Here is a 21,187-nt window from a genome sequence, read left to right as displayed (position 1 = left end):
AGGGCCTGGCCGCCGCGCTCGTGGCGCGCTCCGCGGCGGGCGCCCGCCCGGCCGTGGACCAGGACCGCAGGCGCGTCGCGCGCCCAGGGACCCCGGGGGAGCCGCGGCCCCTGCCGGTCGACGAGGCCGCCCGGCTCGTGGCGCGCGGTCGCGGCGGGGCCTGAGGCCGTCCCCGGGGACGGCCCGGCCGGTGCTCAGCCCCGGCCGGCGGCGAGGTGCGCCTGGCGCAGCACCTCGCTGATCCGCGGCTCCGGGACCGCGCCGTGCTCCTCGGCCCAGCCGCGCACCTGGCGCTGGCCGAACCACGTCACCTCGAGCCGGCGGAAGACTCCGTGCCAGCGGTGGCCGGCCAGGGCGGAGACCGCGAACCCGGCGTCCACCACGAGCCGGCTCAGCAGCACGGGGAGGTGCCGCGGCTCCCGCCGTCCGGCGTCCCGCAGGATGGAGGCCGTGGTGGCGCCCTCCCACGGCTGCAGCACGACCGGCGGCAGCTCCTCGCGGTGGCGTCCGACCCGGGAGACGAACTCCGCCAGGGCGTGCACGGAGGTCACCGGGGTGTGCGCGGTGCCGTCGCCGGCCACCGAGCTCAGCGGCGAGGACGCGAAGCGGGCCAGCCGCGCCGTGGTGCGCCGTCCGGAGCCCTGCACGGAGGTCGCGCGCAGCACCGTGACGGCCGGGGCCCCGTCCTCGCCCGCCCAGTCGCGGCGCAGCTTCAGGAGCGCGCTCTCGCCGAGGGCCTTGGAGAAGGAGTAGGGGGAGAAGGGCCGGACCGTGGGGGTCTCGTCGAGGACGTCGACGTCGCCCTGGACGGCCGCGGAGCTGATGTGCACGATCCGGCGCACGCTCGTGCGGCGCGCTGCGAGGGCCACGAGCACCGGCAGCAGCGCGTTCGCCCCGACGAGGGACTCCTCGTGCGTCTGGTCCGGGGCCGCCAGGCCCGCCGCGTTGACGACCACGTGGGCGCCGGCGAAGGACTCGGCGAGGTAGTCGATGACGGACTCCAGCCGGCCGGCCTGCTGGAGCAGGTGGTGGACCGTGCGCGCCCCGGACCCCAGCCGCGGCGCGGAGACCGGGACCACCGTCTGGCCGTCCGCCTGCAGCCGGGCCACGGTCGCGGAACCCACGAACCCCGTCGCTCCCAGGACTGCCCACGTCGTCGATGTCACGGTGCTTCCTCTCCGCCGGCCGCTGCCGGTCGCCGTCGTCCGGATCCTTGCGCTCATCGTACAGACCGGCCCGCGCGGGGGCGGGGCGACGCGGCCCGCCGGCCCGGCCGCCCGGCGGCCGCTTGCTAGACTCGGGACGTCCCGGCGGCCACCCCGCGCCGGACCCCCGCACCCGTCCCCGCACCCGTCACCGCACTGGAGGAGCCGCATGCCGTCCGACCCCACGCCCACCCCCACGGTGGCGGTGGCCTGCGTGACCCAGGACCGGCACGAGGACGTCCTCGCGCTCGTCGCCGCGCTGCGGGAGCAGACGGTGCCGGTCGCGTCCCTGTGCCTGGTCGACGCGGGGCGCGAGCCGCTGCCGCGGCAGGCGCTGGAGCAGGCGGTCGACGGCCGGTTCGAGCTGCGGCTCGTGCGCTCCCTCGCCAACCTGGGCGGGGCCGGCGGGTTCTCCCTGGCGATCCTGACAGCGCTCGCCACCGGCGCGGACCGGGTCTGGCTCATGGACGACGACGCCCGCCCGGAGGGCCCCGACTGCCTCGAGGTCCTCCTGCACGAGGCCGCCCGGCGGGACCTGTCGGTCGTCTCCCCGCTCGTCGTGGCGCCCCAGGACCACGGCGCGCTGGCCTTCTCCCACCGCCTCGAGGGACGGATCACGCACTCCCGCGCGGACCTGGAGCCGCTCGGCTTCCTGCCCGGCCACGCCACCTTCTTCAACGGCGCCCTCATGGCCGAGCACGTCTTCTTCACGGTCGGGCTCCCGGACCTCAAGCTCTTCCTGCGCGGCGACGAGGTCGACTTCCTCGTGCGGCTGCGCCGCTCCGGGCTGCCCTTCGGCACCACCACGCGCACCGCCGTGGCCCATCCTCCCGGCTGGGACGAGGAGCACGTCGTGGTCCCCGGCCGGCTCAAGGTCGTGGTGCCCACCACCGCGTTCAAGCGCGAGCACTTCTTCCGCAACCGGGGCTGGACCACGTGGCGGTACAAGCGGGTCGTCCAGCTCGGCGCCGACCTCGTCGGCTACCCCCTCTACTACCTGCGCCGGCGGGACGCGGCCGGTCTCGCGTCCTGGGCGGGCCGCTACGTGGGCGGGATGCGCGGCCGCGGCTTCGGCGGGCCGCGGTGACGCCGTGAGCGGCTCCCCGGGCCTCGAGTTCTCGGTGCTCATGCCCGTCTACCGCGCCGACACCGCGGAGCGGGTGCGCCGTGCGGCCGAGTCGGCCACCGTCGAGCAGCGGCGCCGGCCCGCCGAGCTCGTCGTCGTGCGCGACGGCCCCGTCCCCGCGCCGCTCGAGGCCGAGCTGGACCGCCTCGCGCGCGAGCTGCCCGTGCCGGTCGTGCGGGTCGACCTCGAGCACAACCAGGGGCTCGCCGCGGCGCTCAACGCCGGGCTGGACCGGTGCCGGCACGACGTGGTGGCCCGGGCCGACGCCGACGACGTCTCCTATCCCCGCCGCTTCGCCGTGCAGCTGCCCGTCATCGAGGCCGGGGCCGACCTGGTGGGCTCCTCGATGCACGAGATCGGCGACGACGAGCGGACCCCGATCGCCCTGCGCCGCGCCCCGGTGGGGGAGCGGGACATCCGCTCCGTCTCGCGGCGCCGCAACCCCGTGAGCCATCCGACCGTGGTCTTCCGGCGCTCGGCCGTGCGGGCGGCCGGCGGCTACGTGCACGTGCCCCTCGCCGAGGACTACTGGCTGTGGGTGCGGATGCTGCGCGCCGGCGCCGACGTGCGCAACGTGCCCGAGCCGCTGGTCGGCTACCGGGTCTCCGCGGGCTCCTACGAGCGGCGCGGCGGGTGGCGCGTGCTCCGCGCGGAGCTCGCCCTCCAGGCCCGGCTGCGCGGGATCGGCCACGTGGGGTTCCTACAATGGGTGCGCAACGTGGTGGTGCGCGGCGGCTACCGGTTCGTCCCCACCCGGCTCCGGGAGCTCGCCTACCGGGCCATGGTCGGCGCACCCCGCCGCTGACCGTCCCGCACCGGACCCCAGCCCGCCGGCCCCCGGCTCCGGCACCGACCACGAAAGGAACGTCCGCGATGAGTGGTGAGCCCGAGCGCCCCGCCGGCACGGCGGTGCCCCCCGGGGACGCCGGCAGGGGGGCGCCGCCCCGCGCCTCCCCGCCGGACCGGCCCGTGGCGTGGCTGTGGATCCAGATGCTGCTGGACTCCGTCGCCTGGGTCGTGGCCCTCGTGCTGGCCCTGGTGCTGCGCTACGAGATGGACCTCCAGTTCATCAGCGCCCCCGGGCTGCTGCTGGTGTCCCTGGTGGCCGTGGCCGCCCAGCTCGTCGTCGGCTTCTCCTTCGCCCTGTACAAGGGGCGGTACTCCTTCGGCAGCTTCGACGAGGCCAAGCTCCTGGTCGTGGTCACCCTCATCGTCACGGCCGTGCTCCAGGTCCTGCTCCTGCTGGTGGGCACGAGCATCGGCATCCCGCGCTCCACCGCGCTGATCGCGTTCCCCTTCGCGTGCCTGTTCATGGCGGCCTTCCGCTACCTCAAGCGGATGTACCAGGAGGCCTCCGCCCGCCCGGGCGCGTCCGCCCAGCACGTGGTGGTCTACGGCGCCGGCTACCTCGGGACGTTCCTCATCCAGCGCATGATGCAGGACCCGCACTCGGAGTTCCTGCCCGTGGCCCTGCTCGACGACGACCCCGCCAAGAAGCACCTGCGGATCTCGTCCGTGCCCGTGCTCGGCACCCTGCACGACGTCCGCGACGTCATGGCCCGCACCCGCGCCTCCGTGCTCATCGTGGCGATGTCCAGCCCGGAGCCCCGCATCATGCACCGGGTCGCGGACGCCGTGGCCGGCACCGGGATCCGGGTCATGACGATGCCCCCGCTCGGCGAGGTGCTCACCGCCGAGCACCGCGCCACGGACTTCCGGGACATCAGCATGGAGGACCTGATCGGGCGCCGCCCCGTGGACATCGACGTCGAGGAGATCGCCGGCTACGTCAAGGGCCGCCGCGTCCTGGTCACGGGCGCCGGCGGCTCCATCGGCTCCGAGCTGTGCCGCCAGCTCGTGGGCTTCGAGCCGGCCGAGCTGATCATGGTGGACCGCGACGAGTCCGCCCTGCAGAGCACCCAGATCTCCATCACGGGCCGCGGCCTGCTCGACGGCCGCGACACCGTCCTCGCCGACATCCGCGACCCCGAGTCCGTCGGCACGATCTTCCGCGACCGCCTGCCCCAGGTGGTCTTCCACGCCGCCGCGCTCAAGCACGTCTCCCTGCTCGAGCAGTACCCCGACGAGGCGTGGAAGACCAACGTCATCGGCACCCTCAACGTGCTGCAGGCCGCCGAGGGCGCGGGCGTCGAGGTCTTCGTCAACATCTCGACCGACAAGGCCGCCAACCCCACCACGGCGCTGGGCCACTCCAAGCGCGTCGCGGAGAAGCTCACCGCCTGGATGGCCGACCGCACCGGGCACCGGTACGCCTCGGTGCGCTTCGGCAACGTCTTCGGCTCCCGCGGCTCGATGCTGCCCCTGTTCACCGAGCAGATCCGGCAGGGCGGCCCCATCACGGTGACGCACGCCGAGGCCACCCGCTACTTCATGACGATCCCCGAGGCCTGCCAGCTCGTGATCCAGGCCGGGGCGATCGCCCGCGGCGGCGAGGTGCTGATCCTCGACATGGGGGAGCCCGTGCGGATCATGGACATCGCCGAGCGGCTGCGCGTGATGAGCGGGCGCGAGGACGTCGAGATCGAGGTCACGGGGCTGCGCCCGGGGGAGAAGCTGCACGAGGACCTCATCGGCCTCGGCGAGAAGGACGAGCGGCCCTTCCACCCCAAGATCTCCCACGCGCGCGCCGACCGCCTCGACCCCGCCCAGCTGGACCGGCACACGTGGAAGGTGCGCGGCGGCATGGTCTACACGGGCACGATCCCCGTCGTGCGGCCGTCCACGCAGCCGCCGCCCACGTCGGTCCAGCGCCCGCGCAGCTCCTCGGGACGGGCGTCGTGAGCGCGGCCACGGTCCCGGCCGCGCTGCTCCCGGCCGGCCTCGACCTCACCGACCCCGGAGCTGCCCCCGACCCGGAGGAGCTGCGCCAGCTCGGGGAGCTCGTTCTCACGGTCGGCGCCCCGGCCCTCGTGCTCAGCCTCCTGCTGCCGCTGGCCGTCAAGCCCCTGCTCGCCCGGTGGGGCGTGCTCGACGTCCCCAACGAGCGCTCCTCCCACCAGCGCACGGTCGTCCGGGGCATGGGCCTGGCCGTGGCCGTGGCCGTGCTCCTCGCCTACGGCTCCGCGCTGCTCACCGGGGCCATCGAGGTCGACCGCTCCGTGGCGCTCGTGGTCCTGGCCGTCGCCGCGCTGTTCGCGGCCCTGGGCTGGGCCGAGGACTACCGCGGCGTGTCCGTGCGGGCGCGCCTGGCCGTCCAGCTGGGCATCGGCCTGGCCGCCACGTCCGTCCTCGTCGCGGTCCTCGGCACCTCCGCGTGGTGGCTGCCCGTGGGCACCCTCGCGATCACGGCCTACGTGAACATGGCCAACTTCATGGACGGGATCAACGGCATCTCGGGGCTGCACGGCCTGGCCGCCGGGCTGCTCTACGCCTGGGCCGGGGCCTCGAACGACCTGCCGTGGATGGTCGCCGCCGGCCTGGCCGTGGCGGGCGGCTTCGCAGGGTTCCTGCCCTGGAACCTCGGCCGCGGCACCGTGTTCCTCGGGGACGTGGGCTCCTACCTGCTGGGCGGGTCGCTGGCCGGCATCGCGGTCGCGGCGTTCCTCTCGGGCGTCTACGTCGAGTACCTCCTGCCCCCGCTCGCGGTCTACGTGGCCGACACCGCCGTGACGCTGCTCCGCCGGGTCCGCGCGGGAGAGGCCTGGTACCGGCCGCACCGCCAGCACGTCTACCAGCGGCTCACCGACGTGGGACTGTCCCACACGGGCTCCGCGCTCGTCGTCACGGCCGCGACCGTCCTCGTGAGCGTCGCCTCGGTCCTGGGCCTGCGCACGGGGCCGGCCGCCACGGCCCTGGCCGGCGCGTTCGTGCTCGCCGTGCTGGCGCTCTACCTCGTGCTGCCCGGGCTGCTCGGGCGCCGGGCGGCGTCCCGGTCCCGGGTGGGGATCCGCCCGTGAGCGCGGCCGCCCTCAGCGCCCTGCTCGGTGCGGGGCTGGTCGCCGCGAGCCACCTGATCACCCTGCTCGTGGCGCGGGCCACCGCGGGGGCGGACGGGCCGGTCGCCGCCCCCGCGCTCGCCGGGACCTACGTGCTCAAGGTGCTGCTGCTCGGCTGGGTGCTGCTCACCGTGCCGGCGCCGCCGTGGCTGGTGCCGGGCTGGACCGCGGCGGGCGTGCTGGGCGCGCTCGCCGTCTCGCTGGTCCTCGCGGCCCGGGCGGGCGCCCGCGGCACCCGTGCCGCCCTGGGACCGCTGCTCGAGGCCCGGCGGGCGGCCGAGGCCGCGCGCCCGGAGACGCCGGGCGCACCCGGGGACACCGACGACAGGAAGCAGGACGACCATGAGCACGGATGACCGCGACGACGCCCGGCGCCCGGACGGCTTTCCGCCGCCCGGGGCGCCGGAGGGAGCACCCGCCGACCCTCCCGGACTGCGCACCGCGGGGGAGCTCGTGGAGGGCGGAGGGCTCTCCGGAGGCCTCACGACACTGCTCTACGTGGTGATCGGGATGGGGTTCTGGAGTTTGGTAGGGTGGGGTGCGGATCGCGTGCTGGGAACCCGGTGGATCGTGGTCCTGGGAGCGTGCATCGGCGCCGCGTCCGGGATCTACGTCGTGTACCTCCACATGCAGGAGGGACTCCGTCGGAGTCCGACCTCCGACGGTGCAGATCCTCACAACCCGCACCAGTCCGGCCCGGACTCGGCGCCCCGACCGTGACCACCGGCCAGAGCACTGCAGAAAGGACCCGCATTGAACGCCGCCCTCATCAGGCTCCCCGCCACCGGAGGATTCACCGCCCCGACCGTCGACGAGATGCACCTGCCGCCGTTCTTCGAGCTGGGCACCTTCGAGTTCGGCAAGCAGATGCTGCTGATCCTCCTGTCGGTCGTCCTGATCGCCGGCTTCTTCATGTGGGCCATCCGCCGCAACGCCCTCGTCCCCTCGAAGTCGCAGTACCTCGCGGAGAGCGGCTACGGGTTCGTGCGCAACCACCTCGGCCGGGACATCATCGGTGAGAAGGAGTTCCGCCCCTACATCCCGCTGCTGTTCACCTTCTTCTTCTTCATCCTGGTGAACAACCTCTTCGGCTCCATCCCGGTGCTCCAGCTGCCGACCCTCTCCCACGCGGGCTCCGCCTACGTCCTGGCCGGCATCGCCTATGTCACCTGGGTCTTCATGGGCATCAAGCGGCACGGGTTCGGCGGCTTCATGGGCAAGATGACGATGCCGCCGGACGTCCCGAAGCTGCTCTACATCTTCCTCATCCCGATCGAGTTCCTCTCGAACCTGATCATCCGCCCGGTCACGCACGCCCTGCGTGTGTTCGCCACGATGTTCGCCGGTCACCTGGCGCTCATGGTCGCGGCCTCCATGACGGGATACCTGCTCTCGCAGGCCAGCGCCATCAGCGTGGTCGCCCTCGGCTCCACCGTGCTCGGCGTGTTCATCTACTTCCTGGAGATCCTGATCCAGGTCCTCCAGGCCTACATCTTCACCCTCCTCTTCGCCGTCTACGTTCAGGGCGCCCTGCAAGAGGGCCACTGACACCGGCGGAGCACTGCTCCGGCCCCGGCCGGACCCCCTCGGTCCAACCCCGAAATGTTCAGAGCCGACACGGCTACGACGCCCGGCCCCCGGGCACCTAGAAAGGAAATACCCCTCATGACTGGTTCGCTCAGTGCTATCGGTTACGGTCTGGCTGCCATCGGCGGCGGCATCGGCGTGGGTCTGATCTTCGCCGCGTACATGCAGTCCGTCGCCCGCCAGCCGGAGTCGCAGCGCGTGCTCCAGCCGATGCTGTTCTTCGGCTTCGCCGTGGTCGAGGCGCTCGCGATTCTGGGCTTCGTGCTCGCGTTCATCGCCTGAGTGGCGCAACCCGTACAAGTCCTTCCTAGAGAACAGGAATCGCGCACATGACCATGTTGCTGGCAGCCGAGGAAGGGGCGAACCCCCTCTTCCCCAATGTCTGGGAGATGCTGATCACCGGCATCGGGTTCCTGATCCTGCTCTTCCTCGTCGTCAAGTTCGTCGTGCCGGCGTTCGAGCGGGTCTACCGTGAGCGCACCGAGGCCATCGAAGGCGGCCTGGCCAAGGCCAAGGCCGCCCAGGCCGAGGCCGCCGCCGCCCGCGACGAGTACAACCAGCAGCTCGAGAGCGCTCGCCTGGAGGCCCAGAAGATCCGCGAGGAGGCCCGCCTCGAGGGCGAGAAGATCCTCGCGGACTTCAAGGACCGGGCGAACGCCGAGTCGGCGCGGATCACCGAGAACGCCCACCGCACCATCGAGGCGGAGCGCTCGGCGGCCGTGGTCTCCCTGCGCAACGAGGTGGGCACCCTGGCCACCACGCTCGCGGCGAAGATCGTGGGCGAGTCGCTCGACGACGACGCCCGGTCCAACCGGGTGGTCGACCGCTTCCTCGCCGACCTGGAGCAGGAGCAGGAACGGAATGCAGGTGCGGCGCGGTAATGGCAGACGCAGCGAACGAATTCACCCAGCAGAACGCTCGGGAGGTCGAGCGCTGGGCCGGCTCCGCCGGCCCCGCGCTCGCCCGTGAGCTGTTCGGCGTGCTCGCGGTCCTCGACGAGAACGGGGCCCTGCGCCGCGCGCTGGCCGACCCCTCCTACGAGGGGCCGGCGCGCGAGCAGGTCGTGCGCCGGCTCTTCGCCGAGAAGGTCTCCCCGGACGCCGTGGAGATCGTGGCGCACCTCGCCGGTCGCCGCTGGAGCGCCGACCGCGAGTTCACCGACGCCCTCGAGCACGCCGGGGTGGCCCTCACCGCGGCGTCCGCCGAGAACCGTGGCGGGCTCGAGGGCCTCGAGCAGGTCGTGGACCAGCTGATCGCGTTCAAGGGGGTGCTGGACGGCTCGCACGAGCTGCAGCGCGCCCTGGCCGACCCCCGCGCCGACGTCGAGGCGAAGACGCGGCTGGCCCGGCGGCTGACCCCGGGCGCCTCGGACGAGGCGCTGCTGCTCGTGGAGCAGGCCGTGCTCTCGCCGCGGGGCGCCCTCGTCGGGCGTCTCGTCGAGCGCTTCGCGGAGGAGGTGGCCGCCCGCCGCCAGCGGTGGATCGCGCACGTGAGCACGTCGCGGCCGCTGACCGAGGAGCAGCGCGGCCGGCTGCAGCAGCAGCTGAACGCGGTGTACGGCAGGGACCTCAAGCTCACCGTGGACGTCGACCCGGCGCTGATCGGAGGGCTCAAGGTGCAGGTCGGCGAGGAGGTCATCGACGGTTCCGTCGCCGCCCGACTCGACGAGCTGCGCCAGCGGATCGGGGCCTGACCCGCTTCGGGGCCGGCCACGACGCCGCCCCGGACGGGCGCCCCGGCCGGCCGGCCGGTGGACCAGCGCAGCGTTCCGCCACAGATTTGGACTCACGGTCACCGCTGAGGCAGTGATCACGAACTAGGAGAGCAGGGACAGGACATGTCCGAAGTCACCATCAATGCCGACGACGTCCGTAGCGCGCTGAGCGAATTCGCCGCGTCCTACGAGCCCGGCACCGCAGAACGAACCGAGGTCGGCCGCGTCAGCAGCGCCTCCGACGGCATCGCGCGCGTCGAGGGCCTGCCCTCGGTCATGGCCAACGAGCTGCTGCGCTTCGAGAACGGCGTGCTCGGTCTCGCCCAGAACCTCGACGTCCGCGACATCGGCGTCGTGATCCTCGGCGACTTCCGCGGCATCGAGGAGGGCCAGGAGGTCCAGCGCACCGGGGAGGTCCTCTCCGTGCCGGTGGGCGACGCGTTCCTCGGCCGCGTGGTCGACCCGCTGGGCGCGCCCCTCGACGACCTCGGCCCGATCGAGGCCGAGGGCCGCCGGGCCCTGGAGCTCCAGGCCCCGGGCGTGACCATGCGCAAGTCGGTGCACGAGCCCCTGCAGACCGGCATCAAGGCCATCGACGCGATGATCCCGATCGGCCGCGGCCAGCGCCAGCTGCTCATCGGCGACCGCCAGACCGGCAAGACGGCGATCGCCGTCGACGCCATCCTCAACCAGCGCGCGAACTGGGAGTCCGGCGACGTCAACAAGCAGGTGCGCTGCATCTACGTGGCGGTCGGCCAGAAGGCCTCGACCATCGCCGGCGTGCGCCAGACCCTCGAGGACAACGGCGCCCTGGAGTACACGACGATCGTCGCGGCTCCGGCCTCCGACGCCGCGGGCATCAAGTACCTCGCCCCCTACTCCGGCTCGGCCATCGGCCAGCACTGGATGTACGGCGGCAAGCACGTCCTCATCGTCTTCGACGACCTGTCCAAGCAGGCCGAGGCCTACCGTGCGGTCTCGCTGCTGCTGCGCCGCCCGCCGGGGCGCGAGGCCTACCCCGGCGACGTCTTCTACCTGCACTCCCGCCTCCTGGAGCGCTGCGCGAAGCTCTCCGACGAGCTGGGCGCCGGGTCGATGACCGGTCTGCCGATGATCGAGACGAAGGCCAACGACGTCTCGGCCTTCATCCCCACCAACGTGATCTCCATCACCGACGGCCAGATCTTCCTGCAGTCGGACCTGTTCAACGCCAACCAGCGCCCGGCCGTGGACGTGGGCATCTCGGTGTCCCGCGTCGGCGGCGCCGCCCAGGTCAAGGCCATGAAGAAGGTCTCCGGCACGCTGAAGCTCGAGCTGGCGTCCTACCGCTCGATGCAGGCGTTCGCGATGTTCGCCTCCGACCTGGACCCGGCGTCCCGTCAGCAGCTGACCCGCGGCGCGCGGCTGATGGAGCTGCTGAAGCAGAAGCAGTACACCCCGTACCCGGTCGAGGACCAGGTCGTGTCGATCTGGGCCGGCACCAACGGCCACCTGGACGAGGTGGAGGTCGCCGACGTGCTCGACTTCGAGCAGGCCCTGCTCGAGCACGTGCGCCGCACCACGAACGTGATGGACTCCATCGTCGGCACCGGCAAGCTCGAGGACGACGCCGTCGCCGCCCTGGAGACCGCCGTCGCCGAGGTCAAGCGGGACTTCCGGGGCACCAAGCACGGGATCGAGCCGGGCCACGAGGAGCACGAGCCCCTCGAGGCGTCCGAGGTCGAGCAGGAACGGATCGTCAGGAAGTAACCGGTCGGTCCGGTGCGCGGCCTCGGCCGCGCACCGGGCACGGTGACGAAAGGAAGTCACATGGGAGCGCAGATTCGGGTCTACCGGAACAAGATCGCGTCGACCAAGTCCATGAAGAAGATCTTCAAGGCCATGGAGATGATCGCGACCTCGCGCATCAACAAGTCCCGACAGGGTCTGCAGGCGGCGCGTCCGTACGCGAACGCGCTGACCCGGGCGGTCTCACAGGTCGCCACCCAGCACAACGTCTCCCATGTCCTGACCACGCGGGCCGACGAGGTGCGCCGGTCGGCCGTGGTGATCATGACCTCGGACCGCGGTCTGGCCGGGTCCTACTCGTCCAACGTGCTCAAGGAGGCCGAGGGCCTGCTCGAGCTGCTGCACGGGGAGGGCAAGGAGACCAAGGTCTACCTGATCGGCCGCAAGGCCCAGGCGTACTTCGACTTCCGCAGCCGCCCGTACGAGCGGAACTGGACCGGGGACACGGACAACGCCCAGCCGGACCGGGCGCGCGAGCTGCGCAAGGTGCTGATCGAGGACCTGGAGACCCCGTACGAGAGCGGCGGCGTCGACGAGATCCACCTCGTCTACACGACGTTCAAGTCGATGGTCGTCCAGGAGCCCCGGGTGCTGCGGCTGCTGCCGCTGGAGGTCGTGGACGCCAACGCGCTGACCGACGAGGTCGCCCAGGAGTTCGACGAGCTGGAGGAGCCGGACAGCACCTTCGAGTTCGAGCCGAACCCCGAGGAGTTCCTCGACGCGGTCCTGCCGCGGTACATCGACGCCCGGCTGTTCGCGAGCCTGGCCCACGCCGCCACGAGCGAGCTCGCGGCCCGGCAGAAGGCCATGAAGGCGGCCGGCGACAACGCCGACGAGCTCATCAAGAAGTACACGCGCCTGATGAACAACGCCCGCCAGGCCGAGATCACCACCGAGCTCACCGAGATCGTGAGCGGCGCCGAGGCCCTCTGACGGGCCGTCCCGGCGATCCAGCAACTGACCACCACGAACAAGTGAAGTGAGAGAAATGACTGCCACCATCAGCGAACAGGCCGGGCAGCCGGTCTCGGGCGGCGCCACGGGCCGCATCGCCCGGGTCATCGGGCCGGTCGTCGACGTCCAGTTCCCCGAGCACGCGGTGCCCGGGATCTACAACGCCCTGACCGCCCGGTACGAGCTCAACGGCGAGATGCGGACGATCACGTTCGAGACGGCCCAGCACCTGGGCGACAACATGATCCGCGCGATCTCCCTGCAGCAGACCGACGGCCTGGTGCGCGGCACCGAGGTCAAGGACTCCGGCGGGCCGATCTCCGTGCCCGTGGGCGACGTGGTCAAGGGCCACATCTTCAACGTGCTCGGCGAGGCCCTCGACGTCGAGACCTCCGCCCTGGAGATCACCGAGCGGTGGCCGATCCACCGCAAGGCGCCGTCCTTCGCGGAGCTCGAGGGCTCCACGGAGATGATGGAGACCGGCATCAAGTCGATCGACCTGCTGACCCCCTACATCAAGGGCGGCAAGATCGGCCTGTTCGGCGGCGCGGGCGTGGGCAAGACCGTGCTCATCCAGGAGATGATCACGCGTGTGGCCCGCAACTTCGGCGGCACCTCGGTCTTCGCCGGCGTGGGCGAGCGCACCCGTGAGGGCAACGACCTCTGGGTCGAGATGGAGGAGGCGGGCGTCCTCAAGGACACCGCCCTCGTGTTCGGCCAGATGGACGAGCCGCCCGGAACGCGTCTGCGCGTGGCCCTGACGGGTCTCACGATGGCGGAGTACTTCCGCGACGTGCAGAACCAGGACGTGCTGCTGTTCATCGACAACATCTTCCGCTTCACCCAGGCCGGCTCCGAGGTCTCGACCCTGCTGGGCCGCATCCCCTCCGCCGTGGGCTACCAGCCGACGCTGGCGGACGAGATGGGCGTGCTGCAGGAGCGGATCACCTCGACCCGCGGCCACTCGATCACCTCGATGCAGGCGATCTACGTGCCCGCCGACGACTACACCGACCCGGCCCCGGCCACGACGTTCGCCCACCTGGACGCGACCACGGAGCTCTCCCGCGACATCGCCTCCCGTGGTCTGTACCCGGCGATCGACCCGCTGACCTCGACCTCGCGCATCCTCGACCCGCAGATCGTGGGCCAGGAGCACTACGACGTCGCGATCCGCGTCCGGTCGATCCTGCAGGAGAACAAGGAGCTGCAGGACATCATCGCGATCCTCGGCGTCGAGGAGCTCTCCGAGGAGCAGAAGGTGGTCGTCTCGCGCGCCCGCCGGATCGAGCAGTTCCTCTCCCAGAACACCTACACCGCCAAGCAGTTCACCGGTGTCGAGGGCTCCACGGTCCCGCTCGCGGAGACCATCGAGGCGTTCGGGAAGATCACCGAGGGCGAGTTCGACCACGTGCCGGAGCAGGCGTTCTACAACGTCGGCGGCCTGGAGGACGTCATGCAGAAGTGGGACGAGATCAAGTCCCGGACCGGCGGCAAGTAGTCATGGCCGAGATGATCGTCGAAATCGTCTCCCTCGAGGAGTCCGTGTGGACCGGCACGGCCCGGATGGTCCGGGTCCGCACGTCCGAGGGCGACATCGGTATCCTGCCCGGCCACGAGGCCGTGGCCGGCATCCTCAAGCCCGGTGACTTCGCGGTGGACCCCGCGGACGGCGCCCGGGTCGAGGGCACGATCGACGCCGGCTTCGTCTTCGTGGACCACGACCGGGTGACGATCGTGGCGGACAACGTGGAGCTGTCCGGAGCCGCGGCCGCCTGATCCCGCCCGTCCGCGCGGGGCCCGGCCCCGCGCGCCGACCACAGCTGCGGCCTCCGCACCACCGGTGCGGAGGCCGCAGCCGTATCCGGGGCCCCGCCCCGGCGAGACCGCCCAGGAGAGTGGATGGAAGAGAAGATCGTCGTGCACGGACCCACCGCGGTCAACGGCACCCTGCGCGTCTCGGGGGCCAAGAACAGCGTGCTGAAGCTGATGGCGGCCGCGCTGCTGGCCGAGGGCGAGTCGACCATCACGAACGTCCCCGAGATCCACGACGTGACCATCATGGCGGAGCTGCTGCGCCGGCTCGGCTGCGCCGTGACCTACGACCGCGCCGAGCGGACGGTGCGGATCGACGTGCCGGCGGTGCTGCACCACCAGGCGGACTACGACCTGGTGCGGGCGATGCGCGCGTCGATCTCCGTGCTCGGCCCGCTGGTCGCCCGGTGCCACGTGGCCGAGGTCGCCCTGCCCGGCGGGGACGCCATCGGCTCCCGCGGACTGGACATGCACCGGGCGGGCCTCGAGGCCATGGGGGCGGTGCTGCAGATCGAGCGCGGCTACCTCGTGGCGTCCGTGCCCCGGAGCCTGCGCGGAACGCACTTCCGCCTCGACTACCCCTCGGTGGGCGCCACGGAGAACCTCATGATGGCCGGGACCCTGGCCGAGGGCACCACCGTCGTCGACAACGCGGCCCGCGAGCCGGAGATCGTGGACATCGGCCGGATGCTGCAGGCGATGGGCGCCCGGATCGAGGGGCTCGGCACGAGCACCGTCACGGTCACCGGGGTGGACTCCCTGCGCCCGGTCGAGCACCGGACGGTGCCGGACCGGATCGTGGCGGGCACGTGGGCGTTCGCCGCCGCCGTGACCGGGGGGACGGTGGAGATCGAGGGCGCCGAGCCGGACCACCTGACCGTGGTGCTGGACAAGCTGCGCTCCGCGGGCTGCCGCGTGGACACGGACGGGGGCCGCTTCGTGGTCGCCGGGCCGCCGCGCCCGCGCGCGATCAACGTGTCCACGCTGCCGTACCCGGGGTTCCCCACCGATCTGCAGCCGTTCGTGGTGGCCCTCAACGCGGTGGCCGAGGGCTCCGGCATGGTCACCGAGAACGTCTTCGAGGCCCGCTGGGGCTTCACGGCCGAGCTGGAGCGGCTGGGCGCCAGCGTGCGCCTGGACGGCCACCACGCCCTGGTGGCCGGGGTGTCCGTGCTCTCCGGCGCGCCGGTGGAGGCGATGGACATCCGGGCGGGCGCCGCCCTGGTGATCGCGGGGATGGCCGCGGTCGGGACCACGGACGTCAGCGGCGTCCAGCACGTGGACCGCGGCTACGAGCACTTCGTGGAGCAGCTCGGGGCGGCGGGGGCCGCCGTCGAACGGCACCTGGTGGGCACCGCGTACTGAGCGGGGCGGGCACGACGGAGCCCCGCTCCCGGGACGGGGGCGGGGCTCCGTGCTCAGCCGGTGCGCGGGAAGCGGATCAGATGAGCGTGACGCCGGTGGCCTGCGGGCCCTTCTGGCCCTGGCCGATCTCGAACTCGACGCGCTGGTTCTCCTCGAGGGTGCGGAAGCCGCCCGACTGGATCTCCGAGTAGTGGACGAAGACGTCCGAGTCGGAGTCGTCGGGGGTGATGAAGCCGAAGCCCTTTTCAGCGTTGAACCACTTGACGGTGCCCTGGGCCATGAAGATCTCTCCTTGCGAGATGGTGCGAAACGTGTGCACAGGTCGTGCACGGAAGGGCGGTAGGACGAGATGAGCCGAGGGCCGAGGGCTCCGCACCCGAGGGGCGGGGACCAGGGTCAGGGTCGAACATCACGCTCGCTTACCCGTTCTGCGAGCATGCAAAACATGGAACGAAGAACACGTTCAGCTTCACACACTCCCCGGGGGCGGTCAACGTTGTTCGCCTGCTGATCATCGCGTGTTGCGGGCCCTGTGCCCGGCGCGTGCGTCCGGGCCGGGCTCAGAAGAGGCGCGAGTCGCTGTCGTCGAGCCCGCGCATCTCGTCGTAGTCGAGGGTCAGGCACGCGATGCCCCGGTCCTCGGCGAGCACCCGGGCCTGGGGCCTGATGAGCTGGGCGGCGTACACCCCGCGCACGGGCGCCAGCAGGGGATCGCGGTTGAGGAGCTCGAGATACCGGGTGAGCTGCTCCACGCCGTCGATGTCCCCGCGGCGCTTGAGCTCGACCGCCACGGTGGCGCCGGCGGCGTCGCGGGCCAGGATGTCGACCGGGCCGATCGCGGTGGGGTACTCGCGCCGGACGAGCGTGTGCCCCGAGCCCAGCCGGTGGATCTGCTCGGCCAGCAGCCGCTGGAGGTCGGCCTCGACCCCGTCCTTCACGAGCCCGGGGTCGGTGCCCAGCTCGTGGGAGACGTCCTCGTGGATCGCGAACACCTGGATGACCAGGCGGTCGTCGCTCTTGGCGGCCTGGACGGTCCACGTCTGCAGCACGCCCTCGGCCGCGAGCTCCGCCTCGGGCTCGCCGACGTGCAGGCGCGCGGGCGGGCTCATCCAGTTCAGGGGCTTGTAGCTGCCGCCGTCCGAGTGCACGAGCACGGAGCCGTCGGCCTTCACGAGCAGAAGACGCCGGGCGGCGGGCAGGTGGGCGCGCAGACGCCCTTCGTAGTCGACGGAGCAATCGGCAATGACGAGACGCACGCGGACCAGCCTAGCGGTCCGCGCGGGACGGTCCGGACCGGGGCCGCGGCGGACCGTGTGAGAGGATGACGCCGTGCCACGCTCCAACCACTCCTCGCGCCGCCGCCGCGGCGGGCCCGGGCCCGGCCCGCGCGCCAGCAAGTGGCAGCGCGGCGCCGCGCAGGAGCCCTGGTCGGTCGAGCGGGTCCTGGAGCCGGCGCCCACGGTGGAGCGCTCGGCGGACGGGGACTGGATGGTCCGCCACGTCCGGCCCGCCAACGCGGTCAAGACCTACACCTGCCCCGGCTGCGGCCGGCCCGTCCCGCCGGGGACCGCGCACCTGGTCGTCTGGCAGCAGGACTCCCTGCTGGGCGCGCGCAGCGCCTTCGAGGACCGCCGCCACTGGCACGAGCGCTGCTGGCGCACCCGCCGCTGAACCCGCACCGGGCGCTGAGCCCCCGCCCGCCGCTGAACCCGCACCGGCCGCTGAGCCCCCGCCCGCCGCGACGCCGACCACCCGCGGCTGTCCCCGGAGGCCGTCACGCCGGCCCCCGCAGCGGGCCCGGCCGGCGTCACGCCGGGAGCGGACACAGCGCCGCCCCGGTGGCCGAGCAGCCCCGGCCGGGCCGATAATCGGGGAGGACCCGCGGCGCCCGCCGGGCGCCGTCCCGCGGTCGGCCCCGACCGCCCACCCAGACCGCCCACCCGGCCGGCCGGCGCGGACCGCCGGCCACCGGACCAGCGCCCCGACGGCCGAGCGGACCGCCGGGCCCGTCGTCGAGAACCCAGGAGACGCCCCGTGAACGAGTTCCAGCACCAGCAGCCCCGCAGCACCGCAGAGAGCGCCCCGCCGGCGCAGGAGACCGAGCTCCCCTCGTCGGTGCGCGGAGCGGTGGACCTGGGCGCCGCACCCGCCGCCGCGCCCGGTGCCCCGCCCGCGGACGGGGACCGGCCGGGCGGATACCGCCGGGAGGTGACGGCGGCCGACGTCCAGGAGGTCGCCCAGCTCTCCGCCCAGGTCCCCGTGGTCTTCGCCCTGTGGGCCCGCTTCAGCGAGCAGTCGGTGGCGTTCACCGACACCCTGGAGCAGGTCGTCGACCGCTACCGGGGCCGGATCCTGCTGGCCTCCGTGGACGCCGAGGCCGCCCCCGAGATCGCCCAGATGTTCCAGGCGCAGTCCGTGCCCACCGTGGTGGCGCTGCTCGGCGGCCGGCCCGTCCCGCTGTTCAACTCCACGGTCCCGCCCGAGCAGGTCGCCCAGTTCCTCGACGAGCTGCTCGCGCTCGCCGAGCAGAACGGGATCACGGGCACCGTGGAGCCCGTGCGCACCGACGAGCCGGAGCCTCTGCCCCCGCTGCACCAGGAGGCCGTGGACGCCCTCGAGGCGGGGGACGTCGACGCCGCCGAGGCGGCGTACCGGAAGGCGATCGCCGAGAACCCCGGGGACCGGGAGGCGAAGCTCGCCCTCGCCCAGGTGCACCTGCTCCAGCGCGTGCTGCCCCTCGACGCCGCGACGGTGCGGGCGGAGGCCGCCGCCGCCCCGGACGACGTGGCGGCCCAGCTGGCCGTCGCCGACCTCGACGTCTCGGGCGGCCACGTGGAGGACGCCTTCCGGCGGCTGCTGGCGCTGGTGCGGCGCACCGCGGGGGACGAGCGCGACACCGTCCGGCTGCGCCTGCTCGAGCTCTTCGACGTGGTCGGCGCCGAGGACCCGCGCGTGGTGACCGCCCGGGGCGCGCTGATGCGGGCCCTCTTCTGAGCCCTCGGCCCTCCGCGCCCCCGTCCGCCGGGACGGCCTGCTGAGGCCGCCCGGCGGGTCCGGGCGCGGTGCCGCCGCCCCTCGTCCACCGCGCGGCGGAGCACCCGCCCCGGCCGGGCTCCGCCGCGCGCCGGAGGCGTGCCGGGTCCCCGCCTGCCTACGCTGAACGCATGAGCCACCAGCACCTCCCGCAGACCGCCCCGGACCGGGCCGGCGCCCCGGCCGCGTCCGTGCCACCGTCCGGAGGGCCGCCGGCCCTGAGCGTGCGCGGCCTCGTGCGGGTCTTCGGCCGCCCGGGCACCCCCGAGGCCAAGGTCGCGGTGGACCGCGTGGACCTCGACGTCCCCCGCGGCTCCTTCTTCGGGCTCGTGGGGCGCAACGGCGCCGGCAAGACCACGATGCTGTCCATGGCCACCGGCCTCCTCCGCCCGACGGCGGGCACGGCCCGGGTGGCCGGTGTCGACGTCTGGGCCGAGCCCCGGCGGGCCAAGCAGCTCATGGGGGTGCTGCCGGACGGCCTGCACCTGTTCGACCGGCTCACGGGACGTCAGCTCGTCACCTACTCCGGTCTGCTGCGCGGCATGGACCGTGCGGTCGTGGCCGAGCGCACCGAGGACCTGCTGCGCGTCATGGACCTGGTCCCCGACGCCGGGACGCAGGTCCAGGACTACTCCGCCGGCATGACCAAGAAGATCGCGCTGGCCGGGGCCCTCATCCACGCCCCGAGCCTGCTGGTCCTCGACGAGCCGTTCGAGTCGGTCGACCCCGTCTCGGCCGCCAACATCCGCGAGATCCTGCACGGCTTCGTGGCCGCCGGCGGGACCGTGGTCGTCTCCAGCCACGTCATGGACCTCGTGCAGCGGATGTGCGACCACGTCGCCGTCATGGACGGCGGCCGGGTGCTGGCCGCCGGGACGGTCGACGAGGTCCGGGCCGGGGCCACGCTCGAGGACCGGTTCGTGGAGCTGGTCGGCGGGCGCCGGGAGACGGGGGAGGGGCTCTCGTGGCTGCGCCCGGAGTGAGCCCCGACCTCGCCCCGTCCCCGGGGGGCCTCGCCCCCGCCCGGGCGGGCACGGCCGTCCTGGCCGGCCGTCTCGTGGGCCTGAAGGCGAGGATCCTCGTCAACACCCTGACCCGCAGCACCTGGGTGCTCGTGGGGACCGTGCTCGGCGCGGCCTACTTCCTGTTCCTGCTGGGCCTCGCCGTGGTCGCGCTGTTCCTCCTCGGCCGCCAGGAGCTGTCCCTGGTGCGCACCGTGCTCGTGCTGGCCGGGACGGCGGCCGTGCTGGCCTGGTGGCTGCTGCCCGTCCTCGCCGCGCGCGCCGACGCCACGCTGGACCCCGCCCGCCTCGCCCTGTTCCCCCTCTCCGTGGGCCAGGTCCAGTGGGGCCAGGCGCTCGGCGCGCTCGTCGGCGTGCCGGGCGCGCTCACCACCGTGGCGCTCCTCGCGGCGGCGAGCGCCTGGCGCTCGTCCCCGGCCGCGCTGCTCGCGGCCCTCGTGTGCGTGCCCGCGGCGCTCGCCCTCCTGGTCGCGGGCTCCCGCTGCGTCACGGCCCTCGCCGTCGGTCTCGGCCGCCGGCGGCGGCTCACGGAGCTGGTCTCGCTGGCGGCGCTCGTGCTGCTGGTGCTGCTCGGCCCGATCCTCACGGGCCTCCTGAGCGGGCTCGAGCGGCTGTGGGACCGGCTGCCGCAGTACGCCGGCGTGCTGGCGTGGACCCCCGTCGGCGCCGTGTGGGCGGTGCCCGCGGACGTCGCCGCGGGCCGGTGGGGTCCGGCCGCCGCCCGGCTGGCCGTCACCGCGCTGACCACCGTCCTGCTCGTGCTGGTCTGGCGGACGGCCCAGGAGCGGGCGCTGACCAGCGCGGCCGGCGGGCGGGCCGCGGCCCCGCGCGAGGGGGCCGCGGGCGCGGGGCTGTTCGACCGGGTGCCCCGACGCCCGTGGGCGGCCGTCGCCGCGCGGTGCCTGGTCTACTGGGTCCGGGACCCCCGCTACGCCGCCGGGCTGCTGGTCATCCCCGCCCTCGCCGTGCTCCTGTGGTTCTCCCGGGACCCCGGTGGCGGCAGCGTCCTCCTCTACGGCCTGGGGCCGATGATCGCGGCGCTGCTCGCCTACCAGATCTCGGGCGACGTGTCCTACGACAACACCGCCCTGCACCTGCACGTCCTCTCGGGGGTGCGGGGCGTGCACGACCGCGCGGGCCGGGTGCTCGCGCTGCTCGTGATCGCCGTGCCGCTGACGGCCCTCGGGCTGCTGCTGCCGTTCGCGGTCGAGGGCCGCTGGCAGCTGCTGCCCGGGATCGCGGGCACCGCGCTGCTGGCGCTGCTGGGCGGGGCGGGCCTGTCCTCGGTGATGTCCGCCCGGTACACCTATCCGGTGGCCCCACCGGGAGCGTCGCCGCTGAAGACGCCGCAGGGCTTCACCGTCCTCAACGTCCTGGTGCAGTTCGTGGCGCTGGGGCTCGTCGTCGTGCTCATGCTGCCCGCCGCCGTCCTCCTGCTCGTGCAGCTGTTCACCGGCGACCCCGTCTGGGGCTGGGGCGCGCTGGCCGCCGGGGCGGTGCTCGGTCCGCTGCTGTGCTGGGGCGGGATCGTCCTCGGCGGGCGCTGGTACGACCGGCGGGCCCCCGAGCTGCTCCTGGAGGTCGCCCAGTTCCGCTGAGCCGGGCCGGTGCGGGAGCCCGCC

The 21,187-nt window shown here is 73.4% G+C and carries 22 protein-coding genes; 19 read left to right on the top strand and 3 right to left on the bottom strand.

Annotated features, from left to right (window positions below; all coding sequences use genetic code 11):
- Positions 1-194: 194 nt before the first annotated feature.
- Positions 195-1,166, bottom strand: a complete 972-nt coding sequence (locus ACPYN7_RS15020) for an NAD-dependent epimerase/dehydratase family protein (RefSeq protein ID WP_058874712.1) — start codon at positions 1,164-1,166, stop codon at positions 195-197.
- Between the two features lie 208 nt (positions 1,167-1,374).
- Here ACPYN7_RS15020 and ACPYN7_RS15015 point away from each other — a divergent pair, with 208 nt between their 5' ends.
- From ACPYN7_RS15015 to murA, 15 genes are all read left to right on the top strand, one after another.
- The gene (locus tag ACPYN7_RS15015; RefSeq protein ID WP_058874711.1) at positions 1,375-2,292 is read left to right on the top strand and encodes a glycosyltransferase; all 918 of its coding nucleotides are present in this window, start codon (positions 1,375-1,377) and stop codon (positions 2,290-2,292) included.
- Between the two features lie 4 nt (positions 2,293-2,296).
- Positions 2,297-3,136 carry a glycosyltransferase gene (locus tag ACPYN7_RS15010; protein WP_082697144.1) on the top strand — a complete coding sequence of 280 codons (840 nt, stop codon included), beginning with the start codon at positions 2,297-2,299 and terminating at the stop codon, positions 3,134-3,136.
- Positions 3,137-3,204: 68 nt separating this feature from the next.
- The gene (locus ACPYN7_RS15005) at positions 3,205-5,133 is read left to right on the top strand and encodes a polysaccharide biosynthesis protein (protein WP_424348182.1); all 1,929 of its coding nucleotides are present in this window, start codon (positions 3,205-3,207) and stop codon (positions 5,131-5,133) included.
- A complete protein-coding gene (locus ACPYN7_RS15000; RefSeq protein ID WP_424348181.1) occupies positions 5,130-6,248 on the top strand; it encodes an MraY family glycosyltransferase in 1,119 nt (372 codons plus the stop codon). Before ACPYN7_RS15005 ends, ACPYN7_RS15000 begins: the two co-directional genes overlap by 4 nt.
- The gene (locus ACPYN7_RS14995; protein WP_424348180.1) at positions 6,245-6,643 is read left to right on the top strand and encodes a hypothetical protein; all 399 of its coding nucleotides are present in this window, start codon (positions 6,245-6,247) and stop codon (positions 6,641-6,643) included. The genes ACPYN7_RS15000 and ACPYN7_RS14995 overlap by 4 nt, the downstream gene beginning before the upstream one ends.
- Entirely contained in the window at positions 6,630-7,007 is a 378-nt protein-coding gene (locus ACPYN7_RS14990) for a hypothetical protein (RefSeq protein ID WP_424348179.1), read from the top strand. Before ACPYN7_RS14995 ends, ACPYN7_RS14990 begins: the two co-directional genes overlap by 14 nt.
- 33 nt (positions 7,008-7,040) lie before the next feature.
- Positions 7,041-7,835: a F0F1 ATP synthase subunit A gene (gene atpB, locus ACPYN7_RS14985; RefSeq protein ID WP_058874707.1), complete on the top strand. Its 795-nt coding sequence runs from the start codon at positions 7,041-7,043 to the stop codon at positions 7,833-7,835.
- 117 nt (positions 7,836-7,952) lie between these two features.
- The gene (gene atpE / locus ACPYN7_RS14980) at positions 7,953-8,156 is read left to right on the top strand and encodes an ATP synthase F0 subunit C (protein WP_017833261.1); all 204 of its coding nucleotides are present in this window, start codon (positions 7,953-7,955) and stop codon (positions 8,154-8,156) included.
- A gap of 47 nt (positions 8,157-8,203) precedes the next feature.
- A complete protein-coding gene (locus ACPYN7_RS14975) occupies positions 8,204-8,755 on the top strand; it encodes a F0F1 ATP synthase subunit B (RefSeq protein ID WP_424348178.1) in 552 nt (183 codons plus the stop codon).
- Entirely contained in the window at positions 8,755-9,567 is an 813-nt protein-coding gene (locus tag ACPYN7_RS14970) for a F0F1 ATP synthase subunit delta (protein ID WP_424348177.1), read from the top strand. The genes ACPYN7_RS14975 and ACPYN7_RS14970 overlap by 1 nt, the downstream gene beginning before the upstream one ends.
- Positions 9,568-9,711: 144 nt before the next feature.
- Positions 9,712-11,337: a F0F1 ATP synthase subunit alpha gene (gene atpA / locus ACPYN7_RS14965; RefSeq protein WP_058874704.1), complete on the top strand. Its 1,626-nt coding sequence runs from the start codon at positions 9,712-9,714 to the stop codon at positions 11,335-11,337.
- A gap of 60 nt (positions 11,338-11,397) precedes the next feature.
- Positions 11,398-12,309 (top strand): F0F1 ATP synthase subunit gamma, encoded by a 912-nt coding sequence (locus ACPYN7_RS14960; protein ID WP_058874703.1) that lies wholly within the window; start codon positions 11,398-11,400, stop codon positions 12,307-12,309.
- 55 nt (positions 12,310-12,364) lie between these two features.
- A complete protein-coding gene (gene atpD / locus ACPYN7_RS14955) occupies positions 12,365-13,831 on the top strand; it encodes a F0F1 ATP synthase subunit beta (protein WP_058874702.1) in 1,467 nt (488 codons plus the stop codon).
- 2 nt (positions 13,832-13,833) lie between these two features.
- Positions 13,834-14,109: a F0F1 ATP synthase subunit epsilon gene (locus ACPYN7_RS14950; RefSeq protein ID WP_058874701.1), complete on the top strand. Its 276-nt coding sequence runs from the start codon at positions 13,834-13,836 to the stop codon at positions 14,107-14,109.
- A gap of 123 nt (positions 14,110-14,232) precedes the next feature.
- Positions 14,233-15,510 carry a UDP-N-acetylglucosamine 1-carboxyvinyltransferase gene (murA, locus tag ACPYN7_RS14945; RefSeq protein WP_058874700.1) on the top strand — a complete coding sequence of 426 codons (1,278 nt, stop codon included), beginning with the start codon at positions 14,233-14,235 and terminating at the stop codon, positions 15,508-15,510.
- 76 nt (positions 15,511-15,586) lie between these two features.
- On the opposite strand, the gene ACPYN7_RS14940 is transcribed toward murA, so the two are convergent.
- Both ACPYN7_RS14940 and nucS read right to left on the bottom strand, forming a co-directional pair.
- Positions 15,587-15,790 carry a cold-shock protein gene (locus ACPYN7_RS14940; RefSeq protein WP_017833253.1) on the bottom strand — a complete coding sequence of 68 codons (204 nt, stop codon included), beginning with the start codon at positions 15,788-15,790 and terminating at the stop codon, positions 15,587-15,589.
- A gap of 280 nt (positions 15,791-16,070) precedes the next feature.
- The gene (nucS, locus tag ACPYN7_RS14935) at positions 16,071-16,766 is read right to left on the bottom strand and encodes an endonuclease NucS (protein ID WP_058874699.1); all 696 of its coding nucleotides are present in this window, start codon (positions 16,764-16,766) and stop codon (positions 16,071-16,073) included.
- 73 nt (positions 16,767-16,839) lie between these two features.
- Between nucS and ACPYN7_RS14930 the strand changes: the two genes are divergently transcribed.
- The 4 genes from ACPYN7_RS14930 (at position 16,840) to ACPYN7_RS14915 (ending at position 21,163) form a co-directional block, all read left to right on the top strand.
- Positions 16,840-17,181: a hypothetical protein gene (locus ACPYN7_RS14930; protein ID WP_058874698.1), complete on the top strand. Its 342-nt coding sequence runs from the start codon at positions 16,840-16,842 to the stop codon at positions 17,179-17,181.
- Positions 17,182-17,544: 363 nt separating this feature from the next.
- On the top strand, positions 17,545-18,504 hold the full coding sequence (locus ACPYN7_RS14925; protein WP_424348176.1) for a tetratricopeptide repeat protein: 960 nt from the start codon (positions 17,545-17,547) through the stop codon (positions 18,502-18,504).
- Between the two features lie 170 nt (positions 18,505-18,674).
- On the top strand, positions 18,675-19,526 hold the full coding sequence (locus tag ACPYN7_RS14920; protein WP_058874696.1) for an ABC transporter ATP-binding protein: 852 nt from the start codon (positions 18,675-18,677) through the stop codon (positions 19,524-19,526).
- Positions 19,508-21,163 (top strand): hypothetical protein, encoded by a 1,656-nt coding sequence (locus ACPYN7_RS14915; RefSeq protein ID WP_231738410.1) that lies wholly within the window; start codon positions 19,508-19,510, stop codon positions 21,161-21,163. The genes ACPYN7_RS14920 and ACPYN7_RS14915 overlap by 19 nt, the downstream gene beginning before the upstream one ends.
- The last annotated feature ends 24 nt before the right edge of the window (positions 21,164-21,187 follow it).

Source organism: Kocuria sp. CH-021, from assembly GCF_049716185.1.
Taxonomy (GTDB): domain Bacteria; phylum Actinomycetota; class Actinomycetes; order Actinomycetales; family Micrococcaceae; genus Kocuria; species Kocuria cellulosilytica.
Note: the sequence above shows the minus strand (reverse complement) of the source record. Positions and strands in the feature narration are given on the sequence as shown.

Coding starts and splice junctions, on each gene's coding strand:
- ACPYN7_RS14975 (WP_424348178.1), top strand. CDS start 8,204: ATGACCATGTTGCTGGCAGCCGAGGAAGGGGCGAACCCCCTCTTCCCC.
- murA (WP_058874700.1), top strand. CDS start 14,233: ATGGAAGAGAAGATCGTCGTGCACGGACCCACCGCGGTCAACGGCACC.
- ACPYN7_RS14940 (WP_017833253.1), bottom strand. CDS start 15,790: ATGGCCCAGGGCACCGTCAAGTGGTTCAACGCTGAAAAGGGCTTCGGC.
- ACPYN7_RS14920 (WP_058874696.1), top strand. CDS start 18,675: ATGAGCCACCAGCACCTCCCGCAGACCGCCCCGGACCGGGCCGGCGCC.
- atpA (WP_058874704.1), top strand. CDS start 9,712: ATGTCCGAAGTCACCATCAATGCCGACGACGTCCGTAGCGCGCTGAGC.
- ACPYN7_RS15005 (WP_424348182.1), top strand. CDS start 3,205: ATGAGTGGTGAGCCCGAGCGCCCCGCCGGCACGGCGGTGCCCCCCGGG.
- ACPYN7_RS15015 (WP_058874711.1), top strand. CDS start 1,375: ATGCCGTCCGACCCCACGCCCACCCCCACGGTGGCGGTGGCCTGCGTG.
- ACPYN7_RS14950 (WP_058874701.1), top strand. CDS start 13,834: ATGGCCGAGATGATCGTCGAAATCGTCTCCCTCGAGGAGTCCGTGTGG.
- ACPYN7_RS14990 (WP_424348179.1), top strand. CDS start 6,630: ATGAGCACGGATGACCGCGACGACGCCCGGCGCCCGGACGGCTTTCCG.
- ACPYN7_RS14970 (WP_424348177.1), top strand. CDS start 8,755: ATGGCAGACGCAGCGAACGAATTCACCCAGCAGAACGCTCGGGAGGTC.
- atpD (WP_058874702.1), top strand. CDS start 12,365: ATGACTGCCACCATCAGCGAACAGGCCGGGCAGCCGGTCTCGGGCGGC.
- atpE (WP_017833261.1), top strand. CDS start 7,953: ATGACTGGTTCGCTCAGTGCTATCGGTTACGGTCTGGCTGCCATCGGC.
- ACPYN7_RS14960 (WP_058874703.1), top strand. CDS start 11,398: ATGGGAGCGCAGATTCGGGTCTACCGGAACAAGATCGCGTCGACCAAG.